The sequence below is a fragment of the Rheinheimera sp. SA_1 genome, assembly GCF_001669775.1.
Lineage (GTDB): Bacteria > Pseudomonadota > Gammaproteobacteria > Enterobacterales > Alteromonadaceae > Pararheinheimera.
The window spans coordinates 1,156,240-1,181,196 of sequence record NZ_LXWK01000011.1 but is presented as its reverse complement, the minus strand read 5'-3'; the positions used below and the strand labels follow the sequence as shown (position 1 = coordinate 1,181,196).

Genomic DNA, 24,957 nt, shown 5'->3' with positions numbered 1-24,957 from the left:
CCAAATCCGCGTCTGTTTTACCCAGCTGCGGGCATAAAAAAGCCCGCGCGGTTTTACCGTCGCGGGCTGGTTGCTGCGGCTCAGAAATGCCTGAGCAACAACTGATTTAGACGGCAGTTTTTCTGCGACGCAGGCCTAAGCCCAACAGTGCCAGACCAAACAGACCCAAAGCAGCAGGTTCTGAAACGCTGACTGGCGTACAAGGAACACCTGGTGTCGGTACACATACCTGATCGCCGCCATCAACAATTAACGATGATTTGCCAAGTGTTACCAGCCAACCTTCGTTCAGCGCATCAATGTTCATTTTGACTTGTAAACCAGCGTTCACTTGCGCTTGTGCCCAGCTGTATGAGCTCAGGTCAAAAGAAGTAAATGCCCAAATGTCAGATGCACCAGCCAGTGCGCCAAGGCTCAGCCAGTCGCTACCATCGAAAATCCAAATCAGGTCGATTTCGCCGTTAAACAGAGTGGAAAAGTCCACATCAAAAGCGGAAATATCAAGTTTGATGGAAGAATGGGTGCCGGCGATGGCGTTGTGGGTCCATCCCCAGTCTTGATTTGCATCGCGATAGTAAGGTGAAGAATATTTTGCAGCGTCGTTAATAACGAAGAATTCAGACGCGGTGTTGTTTGCATATTCTTTTACATCGGTAATTGGCGCTGCAGTGACAGTAGCAGAAACACACATTGCTGCACCAAGCACAGCGGCCATTGCTACTTTCTTGAAAAATGTCGACATTCTTTAGATATCCTTGATAGATGTGATTTGTAAAATTTGAGTTTCCTCAATCGCACGAAGTATTCCCTTTAAGTGCCGTATACATGCTAAAAAACTGAGCAGAAACAACTGGCTGTGAACTTCGGGGCTCACATAGCAAAATGCAGGCCAAGTTGTTAAATTCTACTTAATTCAACAAGATACAGTTTATGTGGGAGTTGTTGCTACAAAGTTATTTATCTAAATGTAAAAAAATCAGACGATGATTGGCATCGATGGTGAGGTTAGGTTGCTTAGGTGTTGATTCTCGCTGTCAAAGTGGCTGGGGTGGGGCTGCCGAAGCCGGACTTTTTGTGGTCACATGCTTGAGAAATATGCCACAGGCCCCATAGTTCAGGCTACTATCTGGTTTTCAAGATGGCTGTTTTTCCAATGCCGTTTTTTCTGAGTCAGTGTTTTGAATTGTCGCACCGAGGCTATCATGAGCAATGTGTTATCCAGTTTTACCGGTTTACCTCCTTTTTCCGCAATTGAGCCGTCGATGGTGTTGCCGGCAGTTGAACAAGCTCTGGCTGCCTGTCGCCAGAATATTGAAGATGCGCTTGCGGCAACACCGGTTAGCTGGCAGTCGCTGATCACCAACACCGAAGAAACCTCCGATCATTTAAGTCATCTGTGGTCGCCGGTGTCGCATTTAAACTCGGTATTATCATCGCCGGAACTGCGGGAAGCTTATGAAAGTTGTTTGCCGTTGTTGTCTGATTACAGCACTTGGGTGGGGCAGCATGAAGGTTTGTATCAGGCGTATCTGGCACTGAGTCAAAGTGCTGAATACAGTACGCTTTCCAGCGCCCAACAAAAAGTGATTCAGAACGAGCTGCGTGATTTTAAGTTGTCGGGCATTGGTTTATCCGATGAAAAAAAACAGCGTTATGGGGATATTCAGAGCCGGTTGTCCGATTTATCCTCCACCTTTTCTAACAATTGCCTGGATGCGACCCAAGCCTGGTTTAAGCACATCAGCGATGAAGCTCAGCTCGCCGGTTTACCGGAAGATGCCAGGTTAGCTGCCGCTGAAGCGGCGCACAGCCGTGAGCTTTCCGGTTATGTGTTTACGCTGGAATTTCCAAGTTATATTGCAGTGATGACCTACGCCGATGATGCCATGCTTCGCCAGGAAATGTATCAGGCTTATTGCACCCGCGCTTCGGATCAAGGGCCAACCGCTGGCCAGTTTGATAACAGCGCCATTATTGAAGAAACACTGGCGCTGAAGCATGAATTAGCGCAACTGCTTGATTTTAATAACTCGGCGGAGGAGTCACTGGCCACCAAAATGGCGGAAAGCCCGGAACAGGTGTTGGCGTTTTTATCCGATTTGGCCACCCGAGCCAAACCGCAGGCACAGCAAGATTTACAACAGCTGACTGAATTTGCCCGCGCTCATTTTGGCGTCGACCAGCTGCAAGCCTGGGATACTGCGTATTATTCGGAAAAACTGAAAATGGCCACTTATGCCATTTCCGATGAAGTGCTGCGGCCGTATTTTCCGGAGCATCGGGTTGTTGCCGGGTTGTTCAGCGTGTTACAGCAAGTGTTTGGCATTACCGTCACCGAGCGCGCAGGCGTCGATGTCTGGCATCCGGATGTGAAGTTTTACGATATTTTTGATACTGTCGGCGAACTTCGCGGTAGTTTTTACCTCGATTTATACGCCCGCGCCAAAAAACGTGGTGGCGCCTGGATGGACGATTGTCAGGGCCGGCGCATTAAAGCCGACGGCAGCCTGCAACGGCCGGTGGCCTATTTAACCTGTAACTTTAATAAACCGGTCGGTGGCAAACCAGCGCTGTTTACCCACGATGAAGTGGTGACGTTGTTCCATGAGTTTGGCCATGGCTTGCATCATATGTTGACCAAAGTTGACGCCAGTGCGGTAGCCGGGATCAGCGGTGTACCTTGGGATGCCGTGGAATTGCCAAGCCAGTTTATGGAAAACTGGTGCTGGGCGCCGCAAGCCTTACAGCTGATTTCCGGTCATTTTGAAACCGGCGAGCCGCTGCCACAGGACTTGCTGGATAAAATGCTGGCGGCGAAAAACTTCCAGTCGGCACTTTTTTTAGTGCGCCAGTTAGAGTTCGCCTTGTTTGATTTTAGGGTTCACGCCGATTACAACCCAAAACTGGGTGGTCAAGTGCAGCAAGTGCTGGATCAGGTGCGCGCTGAGGTTTCGGTCATAGTGCCACCACGTTTTAACCGGTTTCAGCACAGTTTCAGCCATATTTTCGCCGGTGGTTATGGCGCCGGTTATTACAGTTATTTATGGGCCGAAGTGTTGTCTGCCGATGCCTTTGGTCGTTTTGAAGAAGAAGGCGTGTTCAACCGCCAGACTGGCGCCGACTTCCTGCATTGTATTTTAGAACGGGGCGGCAGTGCTGAACCGATGGAACTGTTTAAAGCCTTCCGTGGCCGTGAACCGTCCAATGCCGCGTTATTACGGCATATGGGTATTGCCGGAGCGGCCGCCTGATGCGTTTGCCTATGACTGCAACACTGCTGGCGCTCATGTTGGCCGGTTGTCATGAACAATCTGCTGAACAGGCGGCACCGCCCGCGACCACAGTTGCGCCTGAAACGGCGACGGTGACTGCCGCAGCGGCAGATCCCGAGGAGCAAAAAATGCCAAAAACCAGACAAACATTGCCTGTCGCTAATCAGGGCACCAATGCCGAACTAACGCAGCGTTATGCCGAGATTAAAACCATGATCGGCGACGCCAAAGCCAGTGAAGTACAGCAATGTCGTAAAGTGCCTTTTGGTTATAAAGCTTGTGGTGGCCCGGCTTCGTACCTGATTTATTCGGTACAAGGGTTGGACGAAGCGCTGCTGCTACAAAAAGTCTCTGAATACAACGGATTGGCCGAAGCAGAAGCCCATCGACTTGGGCTCATTTCGGATTGTTCCATGGTGCTGGAACCCAGTGTGATGCTGGTCGGTGGGGTTTGTAAAGCCGGCCCATCCGGCGATTTGTTCTGAGGTTGATATGGCGCAGGTCGAGAAATTCCCGAGCATTTATCAGCGGGCAGTTGAGCGTAAAGGTGGTGAAGCACAGCTGCAGGCATTGCTTGGCCATTCGCTGAGCAGTGCCGAACTGTTGCAATACAGCGACGCCGACTGGTTGGAAGCATTGACCAAAAAAGTGTTTCAGAGTGGTTTTGTCTGGCGGGTGGTGGAAAACAAATGGCCAGGTTTTCGCGAGGTGTTTTTCGACTTTGCGGTGGAGAAAATGCTGATGCTGCCGGACGAAATGCTGGCACAAAAAGCCCAGGATCCGCGGATTATCCGTAACGGCAGCAAGGTGTTGACCATTCGCCATAATGCGCTGATGATCCATGAACTGGCACAGCAACATGGCAGTTTTGCTGCGATGGTGGCGCACTGGCCGACGGACAATATCATCGGTTTGTGGGAGCTGTTGAAAAAACGTGGCGCAAGATTAGGTGGCAATACCGGTGCTTACGCGTTGCGTGCCATGGGTAAAGATACTTTTTTATTGTCGCAGGATGTCGAAGCTTATCTGCGCGCTTATCAGGTGATTGATGGCGGGCTGACCAGCAAAAGCAATCTGGCGAAAATTCAGGCGCAGTTTAATCAGTGGCAACAACAGTCGGGGTTCAATCTGCAACAAATCAGCCGCATTGTAGCAATGAGTGTCGGTGATAATTATGCTGGCCTCAACGGTGTGACCGGTTCCGCTCCGATGAGTGAAAACGGCGGGGCCGTCTGATGCAAGGGGCTGGCTCACCCATTGGTTTTGATGAGCATAGTGGCCGGTTAAACCCTGGTTTATTAGCTCATTCTGAACTACCGGCAGCAGTGATTGATGCGCTGCAACAACAATTTGGTCTGGTGATTGTCGAACAAGCAAACGGCTGGCATCTGGCATGGCAGGACAGGCAATTAGTCTTGCGCCACACCGAACTTGTCAAACAAGGCGACATTCTGGTCGATTTTTCCAGCGGCGCTGCGACATACCGGCGCAAATTTGGTGGCGGAAAAAGTGAAGCTATAGCCAAGGCCGTTGGAGTCACCAAAAAATCTGGTCTGGCGGTAATCGACGCCACCGCTGGTTTGGGACGGGATGCGCTGGTGTTGGCCAGTTTAGGCGCCACTGTGACACTGGTAGAACGCAACCCTTTAGTGGCAGCGCTGCTGTGGGATGGGTTACGCCGGGCGCGGCTGGATCCTGAATTGCAGGATTGGTTGCCAGGACGATTGACGCTGGTTTTTTCACAGGCGATTGACGCATTACAACAGTTACCGGCGCCCGATGTGGTCTATCTGGATCCGATGTTTCCGGCGCGTGAAAAATCGGCGGCGGTGAAAAAAGAAATGCGGGCTTTTCATGACGTGGTCGGCGCCGATCCTGACGCCGATGCCTTATGGCAGGCAGCGTTTGCCCTTGCCAGCAAAAGGGTGGTGGTGAAAAGACCGGGTTACGCCGAATTTCTGGCTGGGCAAAAGCCCAGCATGAGTATTGAAGGCAAAAACAATAGATTTGATGTTTACGTAAAAGCGGCGCTTTAAATCGGCTGAGGTTTCAGTGGTGCAGAAGTAAAGCTGCAATAGGAGCAAATAATGATTCAGGTAGGCGATAAATTACCAGAAGTCAGTTTTCAACGTTTAACTGACAATGGCGTGGTGACTTTAAGCAGTAAAGAGATTTTCAGCGGCGAAACCATTGTGCTGTTTGCCTTGCCAGGTGCATTTACCCCCACCTGCAGCGCTTCACATTTACCCGGTTTTATCGCCCTGTGTGAACAGTTTTTCCAGCAAGGTGTGGATCGGATCATCTGCACCGCAGTCAATGATGCTTATGTTCTGGATGCCTGGGGCAAGCAACAACAAGCCGGTGATATTTTGTTTTTAGCTGATGGTGCCGGCCGGTTTGCCGAAGCCTGTGGTTTGTTAGTCGACAGTGGCGATTTTGGCGGCATGCGTTCGATGCGTTATGCGATGATTGTTGAAGACGGTGTGGTGCAATTGCTGAATGTCGATGCGCCTAAAACCTTTGAACTATCTAAAGCTGAAGTGATGCTGCAGGCGGTAACAGACTGGCAGGCGGCCCGTTAATTCCCGGTAAAAATAAGCGCGGTTGTAGAAGGCCGCGCTGTACTGCTTATTTAACCCTTTCTCCTCACACCTTGTTGGTGTTTTTTCGGCAAAACCAACCAGCGTCTGCGCCAGTAAATTGTATAGTTATGTAAAGCCACTGCCTGCCGGAGCTCGCTTCAGGGTAAAATTCGGCCATACTTTTCGCGTTCATTTTAACGCTTATCGAAGGTTTTATCGTGGCTCATTTGTTACTCATCGACGACGACAGCGCTTTAACCAGCATGCTGGCGACTTATCTGCAGCGTGAAGGTTTTACCGTGACAGTGGCCAACGATGGCACCACTGGTTTAAAACTAGCGTTAAGCCATGGTTTTGATCTGGTGGTATTGGATGTGATGATGCCGGGCATGGACGGTGTGACGGTGCTGAAAAAGCTACGGCAGGTGTCGGATCGGCCGGTGTTGATGCTGACTGCGCGTGGTGACGATATCGACAAAGTGATTGGCCTGGAGCTGGGTGCAGATGATTATGTTGCCAAACCTTGTTTGCCGCGGGAATTAGTGGCGCGTATTCGGGCTATTTTGCGGCGGATGCAGTTACAACAACAACCTGATTTACGCTTACTGGAAGGCCCGCTGTTATTAACTCCGGCCAGTCGTAGCGCCATGTTTGAGGGGATTGCACTGGACTTAACCGGCGCCGAGTTTAGCTTATTATGGCTGCTGGTCAGTCAGGCTGGTCGCATTGTGACCAAAGCTGATTTATCGCAGCAGGGGTTGGGGAAAACGCTCACCCAATACGACCGCAGTATTGATGTGCATATTTCGAATATCCGGCAAAAACTGGGTAAACGCAGTGATGGCCAGCATTGGATCCAGGCAGTGCGCGGCAAGGGTTATCAATGGCTGAGGCATCTGTAAGCCATGGGCCAACTGTTCTGGAAATTCCTGTTAGCATTCTGGTCGGCATTAGCTTTTGCCTTTGGTTTGATTTGGGCTGTGGTACAGCTGAGCACCGATACCAGTGACGATCGGCTGATGTTTGGGCCACAGGCGCGGCTAATTCAGCAGTCGGCACAAACCATGGTGGATGCCGGCGGCATTGAGTTGCTGCGCAAAGTGGTGGCGAAATGGGATTTAGAACCTATTGCCCGCGAACGGATTTTAATCCTCGATGCGATGGGCCAGGACCTATTGCAACGACCGGTACCGGCAGACTGGCGGCAACAACTGGCGCAACGTAAGAATCAGGCCGATTTTGCACTGCACAGCGCTGATGGTCGTCACTGGCAATTGCTGGCGGTGGCGAATCCGCAATTTTGGCCCGGCCGCTGGCGCAATTTTGGCGAACCAGGGCAGCCTGCCGGTGAGCGTAAATTTTCCGCTCAGGAGTCTGCCGAGGATAATGGACTGCGTCGGCCTCCTACGCCGCCATTTTGGTTTCATCCGAGCTTTATTCTATTCAGTATTATTTTGACCAGTATGGCTTCAAGTCTGTTGCTGGCCTGGTATTTTGCGTCGCCGGTACGCCAGCTTCGTCAGGCACTCGGCGCTTTACCAAAAGAGCAGTGGCGTACGCAGCTCAGTGGCAAGATTACCAGTCGTAAAGACGAGTTCGGTGAGCTGGCGCGCAGTTTTAACCTGATGGCGCAAAGTGTGTATCTGGCGATTTTGTCGCAACGCCGGCTGCTACACGATGTATCACATGAATTACGTTCACCATTGGCCAGGTTACAGATTTTGATTGGTCTTGCCCGGCAAACCCCGGCTGAACAGGAATCGGCGCTGGCCAAAGTAGAAACTGAAGCGGCGCGGCTGGATGCACTGGTTGGAGAAATTCTGACTTTCTCCCGGCTGGAAAGTGGTGAAGTGAATTTTCAGCTGCAGGAAGTCGATTTGACTGAATTGCTGGAGTCAATTTGTGATGATGGCCAACTGGAGGCAGCAGCACAGCATAAACATCTGCAACTGGCTGAGTTACCGAAAATTCTGGTGCATGCTGATGCTGAGTTGTTGTACCGGGCGCTGGAAAACGTCATTCGTAACGCGATTAAATACACGGCGGAAGATTCATTAGTCCTGGTGCGGGCGCTGGTGTCGGACAAGAGCGTCCGGGTGTTGGTTGATGATGACGGCAGTGGTTTACCAGCAGAGCAGTTGCCGCTGATTTTTAATCCGTTTTTCCGCAGCCACAGTACCGGGGACGGGGTTGGACTGGGACTGAGCATTGCTCAGCGCGCTATCAATGCTTGTGATGGCAGCATTAGCGCCGAGAATCGTGTGAATGCCACCGGTGAACGATGCGGTCTTCGGATCAATATCGTGTTGCCGTTATTGCAACAATCCTGAACCATCCTGTACTGAAATGTCTGTTTCGGCCCATGGCTAATGTATTGTTGCTTAGTTGTGATGGAACTTGGCAGTGACATGAACGGTTTAAACATGGAATTAATGGTAAATGTTGCGTTTAGCTTTAAAATTAATCAATCAAATCAAAAACATGACTAATTTCAACTGATTGGACTTGCCTTCTTTCAATAAACGCCAATACTTGGCTTAGGTCAGCGTTTGCTGCTTTATTCTGGCCGCGATCTGGGTGGTTGTGCCAACGAATCCAGGTCGCAAGCGCTATGAATACCATGGATTTTTTAAGCTAAATGAGGTTGTTATGAAGAAGACTCTAACGGTAGTAGCTTTAGGCCTGGCAGTTGTTGCATTAAGTTCTCCTGCGGTAATGGCGCAAGAGCAATGGACTGTTTCTTTGTGCGAATACACCAAAGCGGATGATAAAAACCGGATCCGTAAACTGTTATCAGACAACAAAGTGAACGTGCGTAAAATCTACGACAATGTACAATGTAACAAAGAATCGCTGATTAAATTCGCCATGCGCAGCGATGCTTATGAAGTTGGTTCGTTTTTTGTGAAGCAGATGCCAGCCAAAGCCTTAACTGCAGAAGGTCTGGAAGCCTGGGCGACCGCCAACGGCATGGGCGACTCACCACTGATCAACGATATCAAAGCCCGGATTGGTCAGGATTAATTTGCCGTTTTAGCGGGTTTTTTGATGCTTTCACCTTTGCGGTGAATTGCAAACTAAAGTCGCAGATTCAGGTTATTTCCGAAATCGTTAACATTGCAAGTGGGTACTGACCTGCGGCTGCAAAGTTGACCGGTATTAAAGGCGTTACTTACCATAATACGGTAGTACGCCTTTTTGTTTTTCAACTATGGCTGAGCTGCTGAAAGAGAGTGATATCCCGCACCTTGCGTTTACATGTTGCAACAATTGAGATTTATAAAGTGCTTTTATTTTATCCTTTGATATGAATTAATCACCCGTCTGACCTGTATGTTATTGATTCTAAATAGTGATCAACAGACTTTAAGGCCAGTGGGAAGTTATTAAACAAAGGAATAAAGAAATGAAAATAATCACTGCTTTATTGATGCTGGCCGCTGCTTCACCGGTGCTGGCGTTTGAATTCACCATGCCGGACAATATTTATCTGGGTGGCTCGTATAGTACACAGCAATATGCCAATTCCAACAACGGACGTAATCTGCAGACTTTGGGGATGACTCTTGGTTACCGGCTGAACGATTATTTGTCGTTCGAATCACGCCTGAACAGGGGTGTTTCAGGCTACTCCACCAGATACGAGCTACCAGGATCGACGATTGGTGATTATCGCGAACAGCTTGGCTGGCAATCAATGCTGGCAGTGAAAGGGACTTATCCGTTAGTCGGTAATTTGTCTGTCTATGGCTTGCTCGGGTATAGCCATAGTAAGCTGGAAGTGGATCTGTTAAGTTCCTACCGGGATCCGCAAAACGGCGGGATTACTCATTTCCCATCGAGTTTAACTTCCAGTGACAGCGGTGCTTTGTATGGGCTTGGTTTGAAGTTACAGACTGGGAAGAATATGGACATCTATCTGGATTATCAAAAGCTACCGGACTTCGCACCGAATCATCCCGTATCATTTAGCTGGAAAGCCATCACGTTCGGCGCAAACTATTATTTCTAATGACCTGTGTGCAGCTGAATTAGCAATGATGGCGGTCATGTTGCTGACCGCCATATCAGTTGTTACCTATCAGTAACCCGCGGCTTGTCCATCTTTCCGTGATTCTGAAGCACCATAATAAACACCGGTTTTTGGGTCTTTCATAATTGCTTGATAACCACCGTAGCCGCCAAAACCGTAGCGGATATCATGGCCTTTTTGCTGCAACTGCTGAATGGTTTGATAAGGCACACCACGCTCAACTTCAGTGTAACCACCGTTTTCCAGGTACATTTCGCTGCCATCGGTTGGCTCGGTATTGCCAAGGTGCTGCCAGCGCGCGGCGTCACCGGCTTCCTGCAGATTCATCCCATAATCGACCATATTGACGATGATCTGCACATGTCCCTGCGGTTGCATCGCGCCGCCCATCACCCCAAAGCTAATATAGGGTTTGCCGTCTTTGGTGGCAAATGCCGGAATAATGGTATTAAAAGCGCGTTTGCCAGGGGCAAAAGCGTTAGCGTGTTTTGGATCCAGCGAGAACATCTGGCCGCGATCCTGGAAGCCAAAACCGAGTCCCGGCACCACCACCCCAGAGCCCATACCACGGTAATTTGACTGAATAAGCGACACCATATTGCCGTCTTTATCAGCCGTGGTCATGTAGATGGTATCGCCTTCATACAGGTTTGGATTGCCAGCATCGACCCGCTGCGCTGCACGTTCACCAATTAGCTTGGCACGTTCGCGGCCATAAGCTTCCGATATCAGCCCTTTGACCGGCACTTTGGCGAAATCCTGATCGGCGTAGAATTTGGCGCGGTCTTCAAATGCCAGTTTTTTCGCTTCAATCAGGGTGTGCAAACTGGCCGGGCTGTTAAAGCCCATACCTTTTAAATCGAAGTTTTTCAAAATTTGCAGCATCTGCAGCGCCGCAATTCCCTGACCATTGGGTGGTAATTCCCAGACGTCGACGCCGCGGTAGTGCACCGATACCGGCTCCACCCATTCCGATTTGTGCGACGCAAAATCTTCATAACGCAGATAGCCGCCTTCTTTTTTCATAAAGGTATCAATTTTGCGGGCGATGTCGCCCTGATAAAAGGCATCGCGGCCGTCTTTGGCTAAGGTTTTTAACGTCGAGGCTAAAGCCGGATTTTTAAAGATTTCACCTTTTTGTGGTGCTTTACCATTGATGGTGAAAGTGCCTTTAAAATCACCTGGTTGCGGTGACAAGCGCGGCACCGAGGCATTCCAGTAATAAGCGATCAGCTCTGATACCGGAAAACCTTGTTCGGCGTATTGAATCGCTGGTGCCAGGATTTTATCCATCGGCAATTTGCCAAATTTGCCATGCAGACTAAACCAGCCATCGACCGCACCCGGTACGCTAATTGGCAACATCCCATAAGGAGGAATATCAGTGCGGCCAAGTTTTTTCACTTCCGCCTGCATTTGTTCCAGTGTCATGCCCTTCGGCGAACGGCCTGAGCCATTGAGGCCAAACAGTTTTTTATCTTTGGCTGACCAAACGATGGCGTATAAATCGCCGCCGATGCCATTACCGGTCGGTTCCATCAAGCCGAGCGCGGCATTGGCTGCAATGGCCGCATCGATGGCATTACCGCCTTGTTTCATAATATCCAGTGCAATTTGCGTCGCCAGTGGCTGACTGGTTGCCGCCATTGCATGCGGCGCAATGACTTCAGAGCGGCTGGCAAAGTCATGGCCGGTGACCCGGTCATAAGCCAGCACTGCAGTGGTTGGCGCTAATAAAGCCGTGATCAGCGTTAAACGTAACGAGGTAGAAAGCAAGTGCAGGCGCATCAAATGGCTCCGGATGATTTTTGAGCTTCGAAGCTAACTTTAGCTTTTCCTAAACTCCAGTGACAAGCGACCAATGGCGGTGCGGGGTCGATGGGTGTCAACCCCGCAACACTTTTATACCTTAAATTGTTTAACTAAATCGCTCAGATGCTCGGCTAACTTAGCCAGTTCGATACTGGAAGCCTTGGTTTCATCAGCACCTGCCGAAGTCTGAGCTGACAAATCTTTAATATTAATTAAGTTTTTGTCGACTTCCCGCGCTACCGTTGCCTGTTGTTCGGCGGCGCTGGCGATAGTCATATTCTGGTCGCTGATCTGACCAATTGATTGTGTAATCAACTTCAGTGCAGCACCGGCTTCCATTGCCAGTTTTAACGTCTGGGTGGCGCGCTCACTACTTTGCTCCATCGTCACCACGGTTTTTTGGGTGCCGGCCTGCACCGTTTTGATGGTTTGCTCAATCATCTTGGTTGATTGTTGGGTACGATGGGCCAAAGCCCGGACTTCATCGGCGACCACCGCAAAACCACGGCCACTTTCGCCGGCTCTGGCGGCTTCAATCGCGGCGTTCAGCGCTAATAAATTGGTTTGTTCGGCGATCGCCCGGATCACGTCCAGTACCTTGCCGATTTCATTTACATGTTCGGATAATTGAATAATATCCGCCCGTGACAGCTGAATATCTCCCTCAAGGGATTGAATGGATTGGATGGTCGAATTGACTTTCTGATGCCCTTGCTGCGAGGTTTTATCGGCCTGGGTCGAATTATCAGAGGTCGCTGCGGCGCTGCGTGCGACTTCTTCAATGGCCGTGGTGAGTTCAGTCACGGCAGTTGCAGCCATGTCGAGTTCGGCACTTTGCTGTTGCATGGTATGCGCTGAACTTTCGGTCACTACACTTAACTCTTCTGAAGTGACGGTCAACTGTGACGCTGATTTATTGATATCGTCCAGAGTACTTTGCAGTTGCTTTTGCATGGTCACCATAGCCCGGACCAAAACACCGGCTTCGTCCGGAGCTTCATCAGTAAAGTGAAAACTCAAATCACCGGCAGCGATAGCCTGGCTAGCCACCACAGCGGTTTCGATCGGGCGTACCAGACTTCGGGTAATCAGCACCGCCAGAGTTGCACCAAAAACCATCGCAAAAATGACGGCGAGCAATGCAGTCATTTCGGCCAGGAAAATACTGTGTTCACCTGCTTCTGCTTGCTTAATGCCGGTTAAACGCTGGTAATCTGCCAGCTCTACCAGCGCTGTTGTGACATCACGGGCTGCATCGGTAAAATTTGCTTGCCTGAACTGCAAGGCTTCGTCGATTTTATTGCTATTAATCAGCACCATCAGTTCGGCGTATAGCGCATCAAATTTGATTTTGGCCGTTAAAACTTGTTCAAAGGTCGCTCTGCCGGCTGCTGTTTTATGGAGCTCGGCGGCCTGGGTCGAAGTGTCGTTATACTGCCGCACCGCTTGAGATAATGCATCCTGTAGCGGGCCTTTATCACTATCGGCTTTGGCAATCAGCAAATTGGCGAGCTGTAAGCGGATCAACAGGAATTCGCTATTCATTTTCCCGACTAACAAAGCGGCTGGTAACCGGCGTTCTGCCAGATTGGATAGATTTGATTTGATTTCTACCAGCCGGTAAAACGAAGAAGCGCCGACAACGATACTGATCAGCACCAATAGGCTGAATCCGATGGTTAACCTTTTGCCAATTTTTAGACTTCTTAACATCGAATATTCACTCCTGTGGTCGCCTAAAGATGCTGAATTAACCAACTCGATTCACGGTGGATGCGGATGAAGGTAAAACAGCGTAAATGTCGTTTTTATAACGGTTGCGAGTATAACTGCGTTAGGTTTGAGATATGTTGTAAATTGTTTATTTTAAAAGAAAATCTGTCAGTTGCATTTGATTGGTAATGACAAAAATACTGAGAGAGGCGGCGCCTGGATGACTAGTCTTGCGCTGACAATCTAAATTGCCGGATACAGGTTATCACATGCTCACGCTAGCCCTCACATCCCTTAAACTCCAGCAACAAACGTTCAGCAGCAATACCAGGACGACGAGTGTACAGTGCGGCGACATCATTAACATGGTTTTCTGTGGTGCCGGTTGCGCTAAGCGAACAAACAGCGATATCTTTTAACATGACTGAACAATCACATAAACGCAGCGATTTTAAGGAAAAAACGTTCATGGAAATCCGCAAAGCATCAAGCAGTGATGCCGAGGGTATTGCAAATTTAATCAAAAACTTAGCTATTAAATTTATTACTCCGGAATTTAGCGTCGAGGCAACCCGACATTTTTTGAACGCTAATAACCAGGCCGCGATCGAAGGTTTTTTCGAACAAGGATTTGATTATTTTGTGGCAGAGCACGCCGGTGCAACAGGCGCTGAAATCATCGGCTGTATTGGCATGCGCAACCAGAGCCATTTATATCATTTGTTTATCGATGAAACGTGGCAAGGCCAGGGCTTAGCCCGCAAGCTTTGGGTGCAGGCGATGTTGTATTGTGAAGCTCAGGGCAACCCCGGAAGTTATACCGTGAATTCGTCCAATAATGCGGTACCGGTGTATCAGGCGCTTGGATTTGTCCGCACAGCGCCGATGCAGCAAATGCATGGAGTGTGGTTTAACCCGATGCAGCTGGACCGGACGCAACTTCCGAAATAAACAACAGGGTTTAGCTGCAGCGTTCCACCAGTAAGGCGATGCCCTGACCTCCGCCGATACACAAAGTCACCAGGCCAAATTGGCCGTCGATGCGTTCAAGCTCATACAAAGTCTTCACCAACAATATTGCACCGGTCGCGCCGACCGGGTGCCCCAATGCAATAGCGCCACCATTTGGGTTTACCTTTGCAGGATCAAACCCCAGCGTCTGACTGACCGCCAGCGCTTGCGCGGCAAAAGCTTCGTTCGATTCAATCACATCAATATTACCAAGCGCTAAGCCGGTTTTTGCCAGCAGTTGTTGTACCGCCGGAATGGGTCCAAGCCCCATCAAAGAGGGTTCGACCCCGGCCATGCTGTAGCCGACGAGCCGCGCTTTCGGGCTGAGGCCTTGGCTGTTGGCATATTGCGTTGTGGCCAGAATTAATGCCGCGGCGCCATCGTTGAGGCCAGAAGCGTTGCCGGCAGTCACCATGCCGTTGGCTTGGAACGCTGGTTTTAGCTGGCTCAGACTTTGTAGCGTAGTGCCTGGGCGGATATGTTCGTCTGTTGTAATCAAGGTTGGCTCAGTACCGGTTTTGCCCGACAACGGCACAGCGACGATTTGCTCAGTAAAATAACCGGCTTGATGCGCTTTTGCTGCCCGTTGCTGACTTTCCAGCGCAAATTCATCCAGTTGGTTGCGCGTAAAACCATATTTGGCTGCGATATTTTCAGCGGTGATGCCCATATGACCACTGCCAAAAGGATCGGTCAAAATGCCGAGGGTTAGATCTGTTACTGCGGCATGTCCGACGCGCAAGCCTTTTCGCACGCCGGGCAATAAAAATGCGCCCTGACTCATCGATTCAGCGCCACCACAAAGCGCCAGCTGGCCATCACCCAGCAGCAGTTGTTGCGCCGCACTGATAATCGCCTGCAAGCCTGAGCCACAAAGCCGGTTGACTTGAAAAGCATTGCTGCTGGCTGCCATGCCAGTTTGTAGTGCGATTTGCCGGGCTAAATATACATCGTCGCTATTGGTTGTGATGATATGACCAAATACCGCTAGATCTACCGCAGCTGCGTCTACGCCGGCCCGGCTGATTGCCGCAGTTGCCGCCACAGTGCCCAACTGCGCCGGACTTTGACTCGCCAGCGCGCCACCAAAACTGCCAATTGGCGTGCGGGCTCCACTTAAGATGACGATGTCGGACAGTTGCATGGTTGTTTTTCCTTTAACGAGCGTTTAAAAGCAGTGAACATCTGAAAAAAGTCGATTTCATGCAGTGTCGCCTTTTTTTGCTCGATGCATGTTGGATAAGTCTGAACTTACCGACTCTGCTGAGGTTTTTCAACAGGAAGCAATGAAGACAGCTGCAACAGCGATGGTAAATGGCTGTGAAATCAGCATGGCAAGCTTTTACTGGTCAGCACAGCGTTTTGGCGTATAATGCGCGCCGTGAGTTGGCCAAGACAATCGCTGCCTGCGCAAGCAGGGGGAGGAAAGTCCGGGCTCCACAGGGCAGGGTGCCAGGTAACGCCTGGGGGGCGTGAGCCTACGACCAGTGCAACAGAGAGCAAACCGCCGATGGCCCACGCAAGTGGGATCAGGTAAGGGTGAAAGGGTGCGGTAAGAGCGCACCGCGCGGCTGGTAACAGTTCGTGGCACGGTAAACTCCACCCGGAGCAAGACCAAATAGGCCCCCATTGGCGCGGCCCGCGTTGGGGGCGGGTAGGTTGCTTGAGGCGTGCGGTGACGTACGTCCTAGAGGAATGATTGTCGCTCTGGCAACAGAGAACAGAACCCGGCTTAACGGCTGGCTCACACCTCATTCAAGGAAAAAACCGGCAGGTTATACTGCCGGTTTTTTTATTTGTGCGTTACATGTCAATCATTTCCGTTTTAGCGGATCAGTAAAGCCTTAACCGCCTATCCGGTCTATTCGAATTTAAAAGGCTGTGATAGTTTTAGGCAAACCCTTACTACAAAGTCATTAGAAATGGATATCTTAGTGCTGTTATTCGCGTTGATTGCAGTGGTTGGCTTTTTGACCGAAGGTTTTGCTGCCGTTAACTTCTGGCAGTTCTTTCGTGGCAAAAAGACCTGGTTGGAGCGCTGGTTTGAACGTCAAGTTGCTGAAAAATCTCACGAAAAATAATGCATTGCTCGCAGATGTTTAGCCGAGTCTGAAAAAAAGCTGCTGTTCTTCCACACCGATGTTGTTGATCTGTTCGCTCAAATCCTGCTGCACCAAACCAGCTTTTTTCAACACTTTTGCCGATGCAACGTTGTTGGCAAAACACTGCCCGAAAAATTGCCGCAATTGCAGATCATCTTGCGCAAATTGCAGCAGCCGTAACAAAGCTTCTGTGGCGTAACCCTGACCCCAATAAGGCACGCCGAGCCAGTAGCCGATTTCTGCACTACTGTGATTTTTGTCGATATGCAGCAGGCTGACAGCGCCAATCAGCTGGGTTGATGACTGCAGTTCGATAGCAAAGACAATCTCGGTTTTTTGCCGGAACGCTGCCGCATGTCCCGCGATCCAGTTTTCTGCTGTGCCATCCGGATAAGGATGGGGAATGGTTTGGGTCATCTGTGCAATCCGCTTGTCACCGGCCAGTAGCTGGACAGTCTTGGCATCTTCCTGTGTAAAAGGACGAAGGTGCAGGCGGTTGGTTTTAAGCATCGGTTGTATCAAAAGATCAGTGATCACCTGGCGAGGCTCCAAGTAACGGCAAATGTTTCAGCTGATGGTATCGCATTGCCAATAAAATGCAGTGCGCGAGCGGCAAATGTTGGATGTTGGCGGTTAAAGGAACCAGTACTGCTCTATTGCCTTCATAGCGCAATTCAGCCGGGTAAATCTCTCTGAATGTTTCAACTAACCGCGTCTGACAATGGAAAAACAGTTTTACGAACTCAGGGTCTTTGGCTTTCCAGTCGATGCGGATAGCAGTACCACCTTTCACCAGGAAACTCGCTTCACCCCATTTTATACTTTCTTCGACATAGCCCAGCGCTTGTTCCGCTGCAACCGTCAGAATGAGCTGACGGATAGCTTCCAACTGCTGTTGGGCTTGCGGCGGGTAGCTGTTAAATCGAGTCTGCAGTTCTGGTTGCATGGAACCTCTGAAAACCATTTTTGCGGGCAACAATCAGATTGTCGGCTGCGCACGTTGTGTTCACAGCAGCGTAACAGTTGATGCGATTGCGGAGCAATATCTGGAATAGCCGCAGAACTATGGTGTAAGCAACACTGGTGCACCGATCAATTAAAAAAGTGAGCAATAGTGCAGCCGGAAAAGCCTGCATCCGGCACTCTGACAAATGATCATGAAGTAATTCAGCGAGTCAGACACCGACAAGCCGCAGTTTCACTGTTTAACCAGCTGGCGGGGGTCTGCAGCTTTTGTTGCAGCACCTGGTCCAGCAGGGAATCGCCGATACTGCAGGCGGGGCCACTGGCATAAGGGCCGCTGTAAATCAGTTGCTGATCACGAAGCACAACAATCATCGGCGTCGCCGGAACCGCAATACCGGCTTGTTGCAATAACAATGGGGTCAGTGCTAATTGTCGCAATTTGGGTAAGTTTTGCAGTGAAGGTTGCAGCTGGGCTATATGATCCTCCGCCAAAGCCGCACAGCGACATGCCGGATCCAGCACATGCAATAAGATGGTTTCCCCGGGTCTGGCAGCGCTAAGCTCAATGAAATCACTGAGCTTGGTCGGGTGCTGCTGCAACTGAAGTTTGGGATCAAACTCGCCATAATCGCTTTGACCAAACCTAAACAGCAACACCGAACTTGCCACCAGCCACAGCAGCAATAATGCCCAACCAAAAGCCTGCGGTTTTACTGATGCCAACCCTGATTTTTGTAGCATCACAACTTCGCTGTTCGTCGACAGACTGCAACCATCAATGGCTGAACCTGTTGGCTTCTTCTTTTAATAACAAACTGATTTGACTGACATGATCGGCGCTTTTCAGTACTTTTTGTCCTTGTTCATACTGACTTTCACTCATCTGACTGAGCTGCTGCACGCTGCGATCAATTTGCTGACTCGATTGGTCCTGTTGCTGCAAAGTAGCAGTCATTTGCTGCGCCGTTTGCTCGACCTGGCCAGCTTGCCGGCGAATGGTATCTAATACTTCATCACTTTGCCGGGCGTAGCCGATGGTGGTCTGAATTTGCGTCAGGCATTCATCCACTGCTTCTACCGAATCCTGGCTGCCTTGCACCAACCGTGCAATCATTTGTTTGATTTCATTGGTCGAACCATGGGTTCTGGAAGCCAGGGTACGTACTTCGTCGGCCACCACAGCAAAACCACGGCCTTGTTCACCGGCTCTGGCCGCTTCAATCGCAGCATTAAGGGCCAATAGATTGGTTTGCTCGGCGATGCTCTGGATCACTTCCAACACAGTTTTGATTTCGTTGGTGGAGTTGGCCATTTGATGCACTTTGTCGCGGGAGCCTTGCAAGGTGCCGGTCAGCGTATCGATAGCGCCAATAGTGGCGGTGACTGCTTTTCGTCCCGAATCGGCCGAGCTGCTGGCCTGACCGGCAGTTTCCAGCATCGACTGCGACAGCCGGACTGCTTCGGCAATTCCGACCGACATCTGTTTTGTGGCATCGGCTATCCGCTCCACGGCTTGCTGTTTGCTGGCCAGGTTATCGGTCAGTTGATGGCCTTCATTGAGCAGATTGACACTTTCGTGGCTGAGCTCTTGTACAGAGGATTCAATAGTGGCAACGGTTTGCGCTAAGGTACTGAGGACCTTATTAAATTTATTAACCAGTCTGGAGTTAATGTCCTGAGCGCGACTGGCAATGGCAATTTTTTGATCGGCGCTGACCAACTGATCGGTCACATCAAACAACGCCTGGCCTTCCATGCCTTCCCGTAAACTGCGTTTGCAGATGACGATCAGCACTGCAGCTTCAATCACCACATACAAGGCGTGGATCACCACAATCCCTAGGTTGGCGTCTTGTTGTGGCACCAGATACACCGGCGAGCCATTGAACTGCAAATACATAAACAGCAGATGATGCACCGCAATCACCAACGCCGCCGCAAGGATCACTTGCCAGTCACGAAAGGCAATCAGCAAAGCCAGCAATACAAAAATGCCAAAATGCAGTTCGGTTTTGCCCATTGATAAATGAATATGCAAAGCGGCAAACATCATAAAACTGATGCCAAAAGCCAGGCGAGACAGCAATTGATCGCCAAAACTGCGATACAAAAACCAGGGTAATAATAACGAAGGGATGCCAACCAATAAGGCAGGCAACCAGCCTTTAAACAGCGCAGCTAGTAACAGGGTCAGCACAAATAACGCCAGATTCACCAGATTGGCGATTAAAAAGGCTTGTTGGCGAAACGCTAAGATCATCACAGGCATAAGGCCCTCCCGGGTAATGCATTATCCATCGGCCTTGACGCTCAAATGCAGAATTTATCTTAAATAGAAACAAAGTGTGGTCGTTACGACATCAGTATGGCTTTGGATCTGAGGTCGGGGGATATATTTTAGTCAGACTGAACCGCGAACAGCAGCAAACTTATACCGGCGTCGTCCTCCAATGGTGGAATAAATCCGCATTAAAACCACGACAAAACCACGACAAGCTTTGCATTAACTTCAGGTTTTTGAAGGAGACATTTATGCAAAAGCTAACACAAATATTCGCCAAATACTTCATCATCCTGTTTGCTCTGGGGCTGGGGGCTTGTACGCAATCTCATCTGCAAATATTCCCGGAGTTGGAAAATCCGGCCTTGCCGCAGCAACAGCTAAGCGTCAAGCAGATGCACGCCGATATCGATCATTTGCTTGAGGTGGTCGTCGCCTGGCATCCGGAGCTTAGCGAATACGCCGATCTGGCGCAGATCCAACAACAAGCAGAACTACTAAAGCAGCAGATTAATAAACCACTGCTGCGTACTGAGTTTTATGCCGTTATTGCGCGGTTAAATCAGACGTTTAATGATGGCCATACTCTGTTGTTGTGGCCCTATCCTGAGTACCAGCAATTGCAGTCGCAAGGCCATTTATTTTTCCCATGGCAACTCAGGTTGGCCGAAAATGGCAGTTTGCTGCTGCAGCATAGCTACCAGTTAGCCGACGGTTTGCATGTCGCCGCCGGTAGTGAAATTCTGAGCATCAACCAAGTGCCCGTTACTCAATTACTCGATACATTACAAGCCTATGGCAATGGTGAAACTGCAGCTTTGCGTCAGGAAATGCTGGTGTCACGTTTTGGCCTGAGTTTGTGGGCGTCGCTTGGCTGGAAGGATCAGTTTGAAGTGACACTCAAACCCATGCAGCAGCCCCTGCAGACCCTGCATTTAGAACGGGGACAAGATTGGCAAATGGTTGACGCAAAGCGGCAGGATTATGTTTACAAGCAAGTCCGGCCTGGGGTAGGTTTATTGCAACTCAACACTTTTGACCTGGATGAAGATGAATTTGCTGATTTTCTTGATCAAAGTTTTGCCACTATGCAACAACAGCAGGTGCATTCTTTATTAATCGATCTGCGGCAAAATACCGGCGGCAATACCGATACCGTCAGCTATTTAAGCCGTTATCTCAGTCAAAAACCATTTCGGTTGGTCTCGCAACTGCGGGAAAAACTCAACCCACATAACAGCGGTTGGTTTGGTTATAAAGGCCAATCCGGCACGCTGCTGCAGCAAGACTGGACTGAATGGGAACAACCCTTTGAGGTTGATAAGCGTTTTGTCGGCAAAAGTTACCTGTTGATTGGCCCACGGACTTATTCTGCCGCCATCGTGTTTGCCACTGCCGCGCAGGATCAACAATTTGCCACGCTGCTCGGCAGTCCGACGGAAGGTTTTGTCAATCAGACGGCGCAAGGGAATTTATTTAATCTGCCACATTCACAATTGCGGGCTTATGTCGCAACACGTATCTTGGTCAGGCCTAATGGCAAACTGCATCGTCACAGTGTTGAGCCGGATGTCCGTTTTGACGACACAGCGTTGGCCATGCCGGGCGGCGCTGAAGCCGACCCTCAATTGCAACAGAGCCTGCAACTGATTGAATTGCGGCAGCAAACAGTTCAGTGAGCTATCAAACTCAAGTCAGTGAGCTATTAATCTTAAATAAAGAATGGCGATGAACGAAAAACTGCATATTTTAGTGGTGGAAGACAACGCCGTGCTGGCGGCACAACTGTTGGATTTCTTGCAGCAAAAAGGGCTGGTCACCGATTACGCGGCCACCGGCCAGCTGGCGCAGTTGCTGATGCAACAGCAGCAGTTTGATTTGGTGATCCTCGACTTAACCTTACCGGATCTGGATGGTTTAGTGCTGTGTCAGCAATTCAAACAAAGCGCTTATAACCCGCCGGTGTTGATGCTCACGGCCCGCGATAGCCTGCAGGATAAAATCAGTGGTTTTGAAGTAGGCGCCGATGATTACCTGACCAAACCTTTTGCGCTGGAAGAAGTGTATTTCCGGGTGCTGGCTTTATGTCGTCGCCATCGGTTGCATCAAAGCCCTACGCTGTTGTTGGGCGATTTAACCATCGACCGCGCGGCGCGGCAGGCCAGTCGCTGCGGGGTGCCGCTAAACTTATCTGCTACTGATTTTAGCCTGTTGCAACTGCTGGCCGAAGCTTATCCGCATGCGGTCAGTAAACGTCAACTGAATGCTAAACTCTGGGGCGATGACGCACCGGAAAGTGACGCAGTGCGCAGTCATATCTACACCTTGCGTAACGCGCTGGATAAACCTTTTGCCAGCGCTTTACTCAAAACTGTGCATGGCATTGGCTTTCGGCTGGAGTTGCCCGATGCCGGACATTAGGCCAATCCGCACGGCTCATTCTATTCGTGTGGCGGTGTTAAAGCTCGTTACCGGCCTGGTGTTGCTGTTGACTCTGGGCTACAGCCAGTTGGTGCTGGTGTATGCCTGGGTGGTGGAAGACAATATTTTTAACCGGCTGGTCAGCGAAGAAGCCGCGTATCTACAACAACATTATCAGCAATCCGGCATGGTAAACCCGCCAAGACCGGCCTTTATGCAGTTGTATCAGGGTTGGCAAGCACTACCCGAGACTTTGTATCAAAGTTACCTGCGTGAACCCATGCGGGTGGAATATCGGCTGGAGGATGGCAAAACTGTACATTTGCAAGTGCTGCATTTGGGTGGACAACCTTATGTGTTACTGGCGGATGTCGGTGCTTTTGAAGTGAGCCGCGAGTTATCGCCACTGTTAGCCAGTGCTTTGCTGTTACTGTTGTTGTTATGTTTGCTGGTCGTACTGCCGGTCGCACTGCTGTTAGCCAGACAGATTACCGATCCGGTGCTGCGCTTGGCCGCAGCGGTGCAGGATCCGGCCTTACCGGTGCTGTCACCCGGATTTGCCAGCCAGTTTCCAAATAATGAAATCGGTACTCTGGCGCAGGCTATTGCCGACAATCAACAGTTTTTACAGCAGGCCTTAGCGCGGGAAAGCAACTTTACCAAAGATATCAGCCATGAAATCCGCACACCGCTTAGCGTGCTGAAAAATCTGCTGCCTGATGCCACTCATGATGCCACTCATGGTACCAGTCTCGGTGCTGCGCTATCTGTGTCAGAGCGGCAGGCCTTTGCGCAAGCAGTGTTGACGCTGGAACAAACCACTGAAACTTTATTAGCGTTGGCACGGGCAGAATCGGTACCGCAGCAGCGGTTCAATCTGACTGAGCTACTGGAGCAAATCCTGCTTCAACATTACGCCTTAAATCACAGTGCTGCCGGCCAGCGCTTACAACTGGATTTACAGTTGGCCGAAGCGGTCTGGGTTGTCGCTAACCCCAGCCTATGCCAAATGTTGCTGCAAAACCTGCTGACCAATCTGCTGCAGTATGCTTCAGAACCCGAAGTCGGCATTAAACTCAGCGCTGCGCAGTTAGTGATCAGCAACTGCTTTAGCTTGCCGTTACCAAGCGATCCACTGCGAAGTGGCCAGCGCAGTAAGGCAAGTACAGGTATTGGCCAGGGACTGAGCCTGATCCAGCGCATTTGTGAACTGCAACATTGGCAATTGCAGCTTGCCAACGATGCGCAAAAATTCGAAATCACCATCCGGTTTGATGCATTTTCAACTCTTGCCTGAGCGGTTGCCGAAAAAAAACGTAAAACATTTTTCACCAACTCTCTGCATAAACAACCCTGCAAAAACAGCCCTTCACAAAAGCACGACAAGCACCAGGGTAACTTCAGCTTGAATCAACACCAAGGAGTAGAAGATGAAGTTACCATTGATGATATTCGGCCTCATAGTTGGCATCGTCATGGCGCCAGCCGAAGCAACACAACTGCCAGCCAAAGAAATCCAACAGCCTGCGACGCAACCTGCCAGCAACGCTAAAGTTGCCTTGCTGATTTCGGGTTATGGCAAGCAAGGTGATCCAGCCATCAGTTATGATCTGGAAGAGCTGGCCCAGGCTTATCTGGTGCTACAACAAAATGGTTTGCGTCTGGATATCTTGTCGCCCAAAGGCGGTGCGGTACCGGTGCACAACCGCAAAGACGATTTGCCCTATATGCAGCAATTTAAGCAGCAGACGTCAGTCCTCAAGCAACTGCAACTGACCTTAGCGCCAACCGCTGAACTTGCCACTCAGTATGCGGCGGTATTTATTATTGGCGGTGATGGCGCCATGTTTGATTTGCCGGTTGATACCGGAACACAGCAGTTCCTGCAGGCGATGGTGCAGCAAAAAAAACCAATTGCGGCGGTTTGTCATGGTCCGGTGGCACTGGTCAATCTAAAAAATCCGGATGGCAGTTATTGGGTTGCAGGCAAAGAAATGAACAGTTTTACGCTGCGCGAAGAGCAGGCTTTTAGTGCTGAGCTGCTGGATAAGTTCCCTTTCATCCTTGAAACCCGTTTACGCGAACTTGGTGCCTTGTTTGTCGCCAACCAGCCAATGTTACCCTTTGTGGCGCACGACGAGCTGTTGATCACGGCACAAAACCCGATGTCTGTGCCAGCCGCAGCTGATCTCTTAGCGCTGCAACTGGGTCAAACACCCCGCACCCGCACGCCTTTTCCGGAGGAAGCTACTATGGCGTTGCTGGCGACTGCACGCAGCAACGGGGTCGCTCATCTTGATCTCGCGCTGGCGCAACAGCCCGGTCTTTATGATCTGAACTATCTGGCTTTGTATGGCATGTACAGTTATCGCCTGGCGCAAACGCCCGCCGACAAAAGCACCGAACTGCGGCTGATGGCAAAAATCGCCGAACATTTTCAGCATCCACAATACCAGTTGGCGTTACTCCAGGCTTATCTGGCGGAGCAACAGCTTGCACCGGCAAGATTGCTGTATCAGCAGTTGCAGGCTGAGGCGCCGAAATTACTAAGCCAGGCCGGCATCAGTAGTTTTTAACAAGCAATCAGATTGATGTTTGGATGGCGACGGCCCCGGCAACCTGGTCTTGGCGCAGATGTCGTTGGCATCGTGAAACAGGTTATTCAGTAAGACAGATATCTGGTTTTTGATGGTTTTTGACGGTTTATGCGGAAAAATTTCAAATATAAACAATAAATTACAATTGATTAATTCAGCCAGCATGA

24 protein-coding genes and 1 other RNA gene are annotated in these 24,957 nt (G+C 50.1%); 16 read left to right on the top strand and 9 right to left on the bottom strand.

Going from position 1 to position 24,957, the window contains the following annotated elements:
- Positions 1 to 106 precede the first annotated feature (106 nt).
- The gene (locus A5320_RS05930; protein WP_082971557.1) at positions 107 to 742 is read right to left on the bottom strand and encodes a PEP-CTERM sorting domain-containing protein; all 636 of its coding nucleotides are present in this window, start codon (positions 740 to 742) and stop codon (positions 107 to 109) included.
- 460 nt (positions 743 to 1,202) lie between these two features.
- On the opposite strand from A5320_RS05930, the gene prlC reads away from it, so the two are divergent.
- From prlC to A5320_RS05885, 9 genes are all read left to right on the top strand, one after another.
- Positions 1,203 to 3,251, top strand: a complete 2,049-nt coding sequence (gene prlC, locus A5320_RS05925; protein ID WP_068062209.1) for an oligopeptidase A — start codon at positions 1,203 to 1,205, stop codon at positions 3,249 to 3,251.
- Complete coding sequence (locus A5320_RS05920; protein ID WP_068062208.1) at positions 3,251 to 3,757, top strand: hypothetical protein; 507 nt, start codon at positions 3,251 to 3,253, stop codon at positions 3,755 to 3,757. Before prlC ends, A5320_RS05920 begins: the two co-directional genes overlap by 1 nt.
- 7 nt (positions 3,758 to 3,764) lie before the next feature.
- Entirely contained in the window at positions 3,765 to 4,508 is a 744-nt protein-coding gene (locus A5320_RS05915; protein ID WP_068062207.1) for a DNA-3-methyladenine glycosylase I, read from the top strand.
- Positions 4,508 to 5,308 carry a class I SAM-dependent methyltransferase gene (locus A5320_RS05910; RefSeq protein WP_082971556.1) on the top strand — a complete coding sequence of 267 codons (801 nt, stop codon included), beginning with the start codon at positions 4,508 to 4,510 and terminating at the stop codon, positions 5,306 to 5,308. The genes A5320_RS05915 and A5320_RS05910 overlap by 1 nt, the downstream gene beginning before the upstream one ends.
- A 51-nt stretch (positions 5,309 to 5,359) precedes the next feature.
- Positions 5,360 to 5,854, top strand: coding sequence for a peroxiredoxin (locus A5320_RS05905; protein ID WP_068062205.1), 495 nt, complete (start codon positions 5,360 to 5,362; stop codon positions 5,852 to 5,854).
- Between the two features lie 218 nt (positions 5,855 to 6,072).
- Entirely contained in the window at positions 6,073 to 6,756 is a 684-nt protein-coding gene (locus A5320_RS05900; RefSeq protein WP_082971555.1) for a response regulator, read from the top strand.
- A gap of 3 nt (positions 6,757 to 6,759) precedes the next feature.
- Positions 6,760 to 8,184, top strand: a complete 1,425-nt coding sequence (locus A5320_RS05895) for a sensor histidine kinase (RefSeq protein WP_068062204.1) — start codon at positions 6,760 to 6,762, stop codon at positions 8,182 to 8,184.
- Positions 8,185 to 8,503: 319 nt separating this feature from the next.
- A complete protein-coding gene (locus A5320_RS05890; RefSeq protein ID WP_068062202.1) occupies positions 8,504 to 8,878 on the top strand; it encodes a DUF3718 domain-containing protein in 375 nt (124 codons plus the stop codon).
- A gap of 382 nt (positions 8,879 to 9,260) precedes the next feature.
- On the top strand, positions 9,261 to 9,866 hold the full coding sequence (locus A5320_RS05885; protein ID WP_068062199.1) for a porin family protein: 606 nt from the start codon (positions 9,261 to 9,263) through the stop codon (positions 9,864 to 9,866).
- A gap of 69 nt (positions 9,867 to 9,935) precedes the next feature.
- Here A5320_RS05885 and ggt read toward each other — a convergent pair whose 3' ends face one another.
- The 3 genes from ggt to A5320_RS22110 form a co-directional block, all read right to left on the bottom strand.
- Complete coding sequence (gene ggt / locus A5320_RS05880) at positions 9,936 to 11,675, bottom strand: gamma-glutamyltransferase (RefSeq protein ID WP_068062196.1); 1,740 nt, start codon at positions 11,673 to 11,675, stop codon at positions 9,936 to 9,938.
- A 114-nt stretch (positions 11,676 to 11,789) separates the two neighbouring features.
- Positions 11,790 to 13,412: a methyl-accepting chemotaxis protein gene (locus A5320_RS05875; RefSeq protein WP_068062194.1), complete on the bottom strand. Its 1,623-nt coding sequence runs from the start codon at positions 13,410 to 13,412 to the stop codon at positions 11,790 to 11,792.
- Positions 13,413 to 13,690: 278 nt separating this feature from the next.
- Positions 13,691 to 13,882: a hypothetical protein gene (locus A5320_RS22110; RefSeq protein WP_197489992.1), complete on the bottom strand. Its 192-nt coding sequence runs from the start codon at positions 13,880 to 13,882 to the stop codon at positions 13,691 to 13,693.
- On the opposite strand from A5320_RS22110, the gene A5320_RS05870 reads away from it, so the two are divergent.
- The gene (locus tag A5320_RS05870) at positions 13,881 to 14,363 is read left to right on the top strand and encodes a GNAT family N-acetyltransferase (RefSeq protein WP_068063030.1); all 483 of its coding nucleotides are present in this window, start codon (positions 13,881 to 13,883) and stop codon (positions 14,361 to 14,363) included. The genes A5320_RS22110 and A5320_RS05870 overlap by 2 nt on opposite strands.
- Before the next feature lie 10 nt (positions 14,364 to 14,373).
- On the opposite strand, the gene bktB is transcribed toward A5320_RS05870, so the two are convergent.
- A complete protein-coding gene (bktB, locus tag A5320_RS05865; RefSeq protein ID WP_068062192.1) occupies positions 14,374 to 15,567 on the bottom strand; it encodes a beta-ketothiolase BktB in 1,194 nt (397 codons plus the stop codon).
- Between the two features lie 238 nt (positions 15,568 to 15,805).
- Between bktB and rnpB the strand changes: the two genes are divergently transcribed.
- Together rnpB and A5320_RS21890 are read left to right on the top strand one after the other, a co-directional pair.
- Positions 15,806 to 16,174: RNase P RNA component class A (gene rnpB, locus A5320_RS05860), an RNA gene on the top strand.
- A 171-nt stretch (positions 16,175 to 16,345) separates the two neighbouring features.
- Positions 16,346 to 16,504, top strand: a complete 159-nt coding sequence (locus A5320_RS21890) for a hypothetical protein (RefSeq protein WP_157605655.1) — start codon at positions 16,346 to 16,348, stop codon at positions 16,502 to 16,504.
- A gap of 18 nt (positions 16,505 to 16,522) precedes the next feature.
- Here A5320_RS21890 and A5320_RS05855 read toward each other — a convergent pair whose 3' ends face one another.
- From A5320_RS05855 to A5320_RS05840, 4 genes are all read right to left on the bottom strand, one after another.
- A complete protein-coding gene (locus A5320_RS05855) occupies positions 16,523 to 17,035 on the bottom strand; it encodes a GNAT family N-acetyltransferase (RefSeq protein ID WP_068062190.1) in 513 nt (170 codons plus the stop codon).
- A 16-nt stretch (positions 17,036 to 17,051) separates the two neighbouring features.
- The gene (locus A5320_RS05850) at positions 17,052 to 17,471 is read right to left on the bottom strand and encodes a DUF1801 domain-containing protein (RefSeq protein WP_068062188.1); all 420 of its coding nucleotides are present in this window, start codon (positions 17,469 to 17,471) and stop codon (positions 17,052 to 17,054) included.
- A gap of 221 nt (positions 17,472 to 17,692) precedes the next feature.
- Positions 17,693 to 18,232 (bottom strand): DUF6436 domain-containing protein, encoded by a 540-nt coding sequence (locus A5320_RS05845; protein ID WP_082971553.1) that lies wholly within the window; start codon positions 18,230 to 18,232, stop codon positions 17,693 to 17,695.
- Positions 18,233 to 18,266: 34 nt separating this feature from the next.
- Positions 18,267 to 19,760 (bottom strand): methyl-accepting chemotaxis protein, encoded by a 1,494-nt coding sequence (locus A5320_RS05840; protein WP_068062186.1) that lies wholly within the window; start codon positions 19,758 to 19,760, stop codon positions 18,267 to 18,269.
- A gap of 263 nt (positions 19,761 to 20,023) precedes the next feature.
- On the opposite strand from A5320_RS05840, the gene A5320_RS05835 reads away from it, so the two are divergent.
- The 4 genes from A5320_RS05835 (at position 20,024) to A5320_RS05820 (ending at position 24,769) form a co-directional block, all read left to right on the top strand.
- Entirely contained in the window at positions 20,024 to 21,451 is a 1,428-nt protein-coding gene (locus tag A5320_RS05835) for a S41 family peptidase (protein ID WP_068062174.1), read from the top strand.
- Positions 21,452 to 21,500: 49 nt separating this feature from the next.
- Complete coding sequence (locus A5320_RS05830) at positions 21,501 to 22,193, top strand: response regulator transcription factor (protein ID WP_082971552.1); 693 nt, start codon at positions 21,501 to 21,503, stop codon at positions 22,191 to 22,193.
- The gene (locus A5320_RS05825) at positions 22,180 to 23,490 is read left to right on the top strand and encodes a sensor histidine kinase (RefSeq protein WP_068062169.1); all 1,311 of its coding nucleotides are present in this window, start codon (positions 22,180 to 22,182) and stop codon (positions 23,488 to 23,490) included. Before A5320_RS05830 ends, A5320_RS05825 begins: the two co-directional genes overlap by 14 nt.
- A gap of 133 nt (positions 23,491 to 23,623) precedes the next feature.
- Positions 23,624 to 24,769, top strand: coding sequence for a type 1 glutamine amidotransferase domain-containing protein (locus tag A5320_RS05820; protein ID WP_068062166.1), 1,146 nt, complete (start codon positions 23,624 to 23,626; stop codon positions 24,767 to 24,769).
- Positions 24,770 to 24,957: the final 188 nt, after the last annotated feature.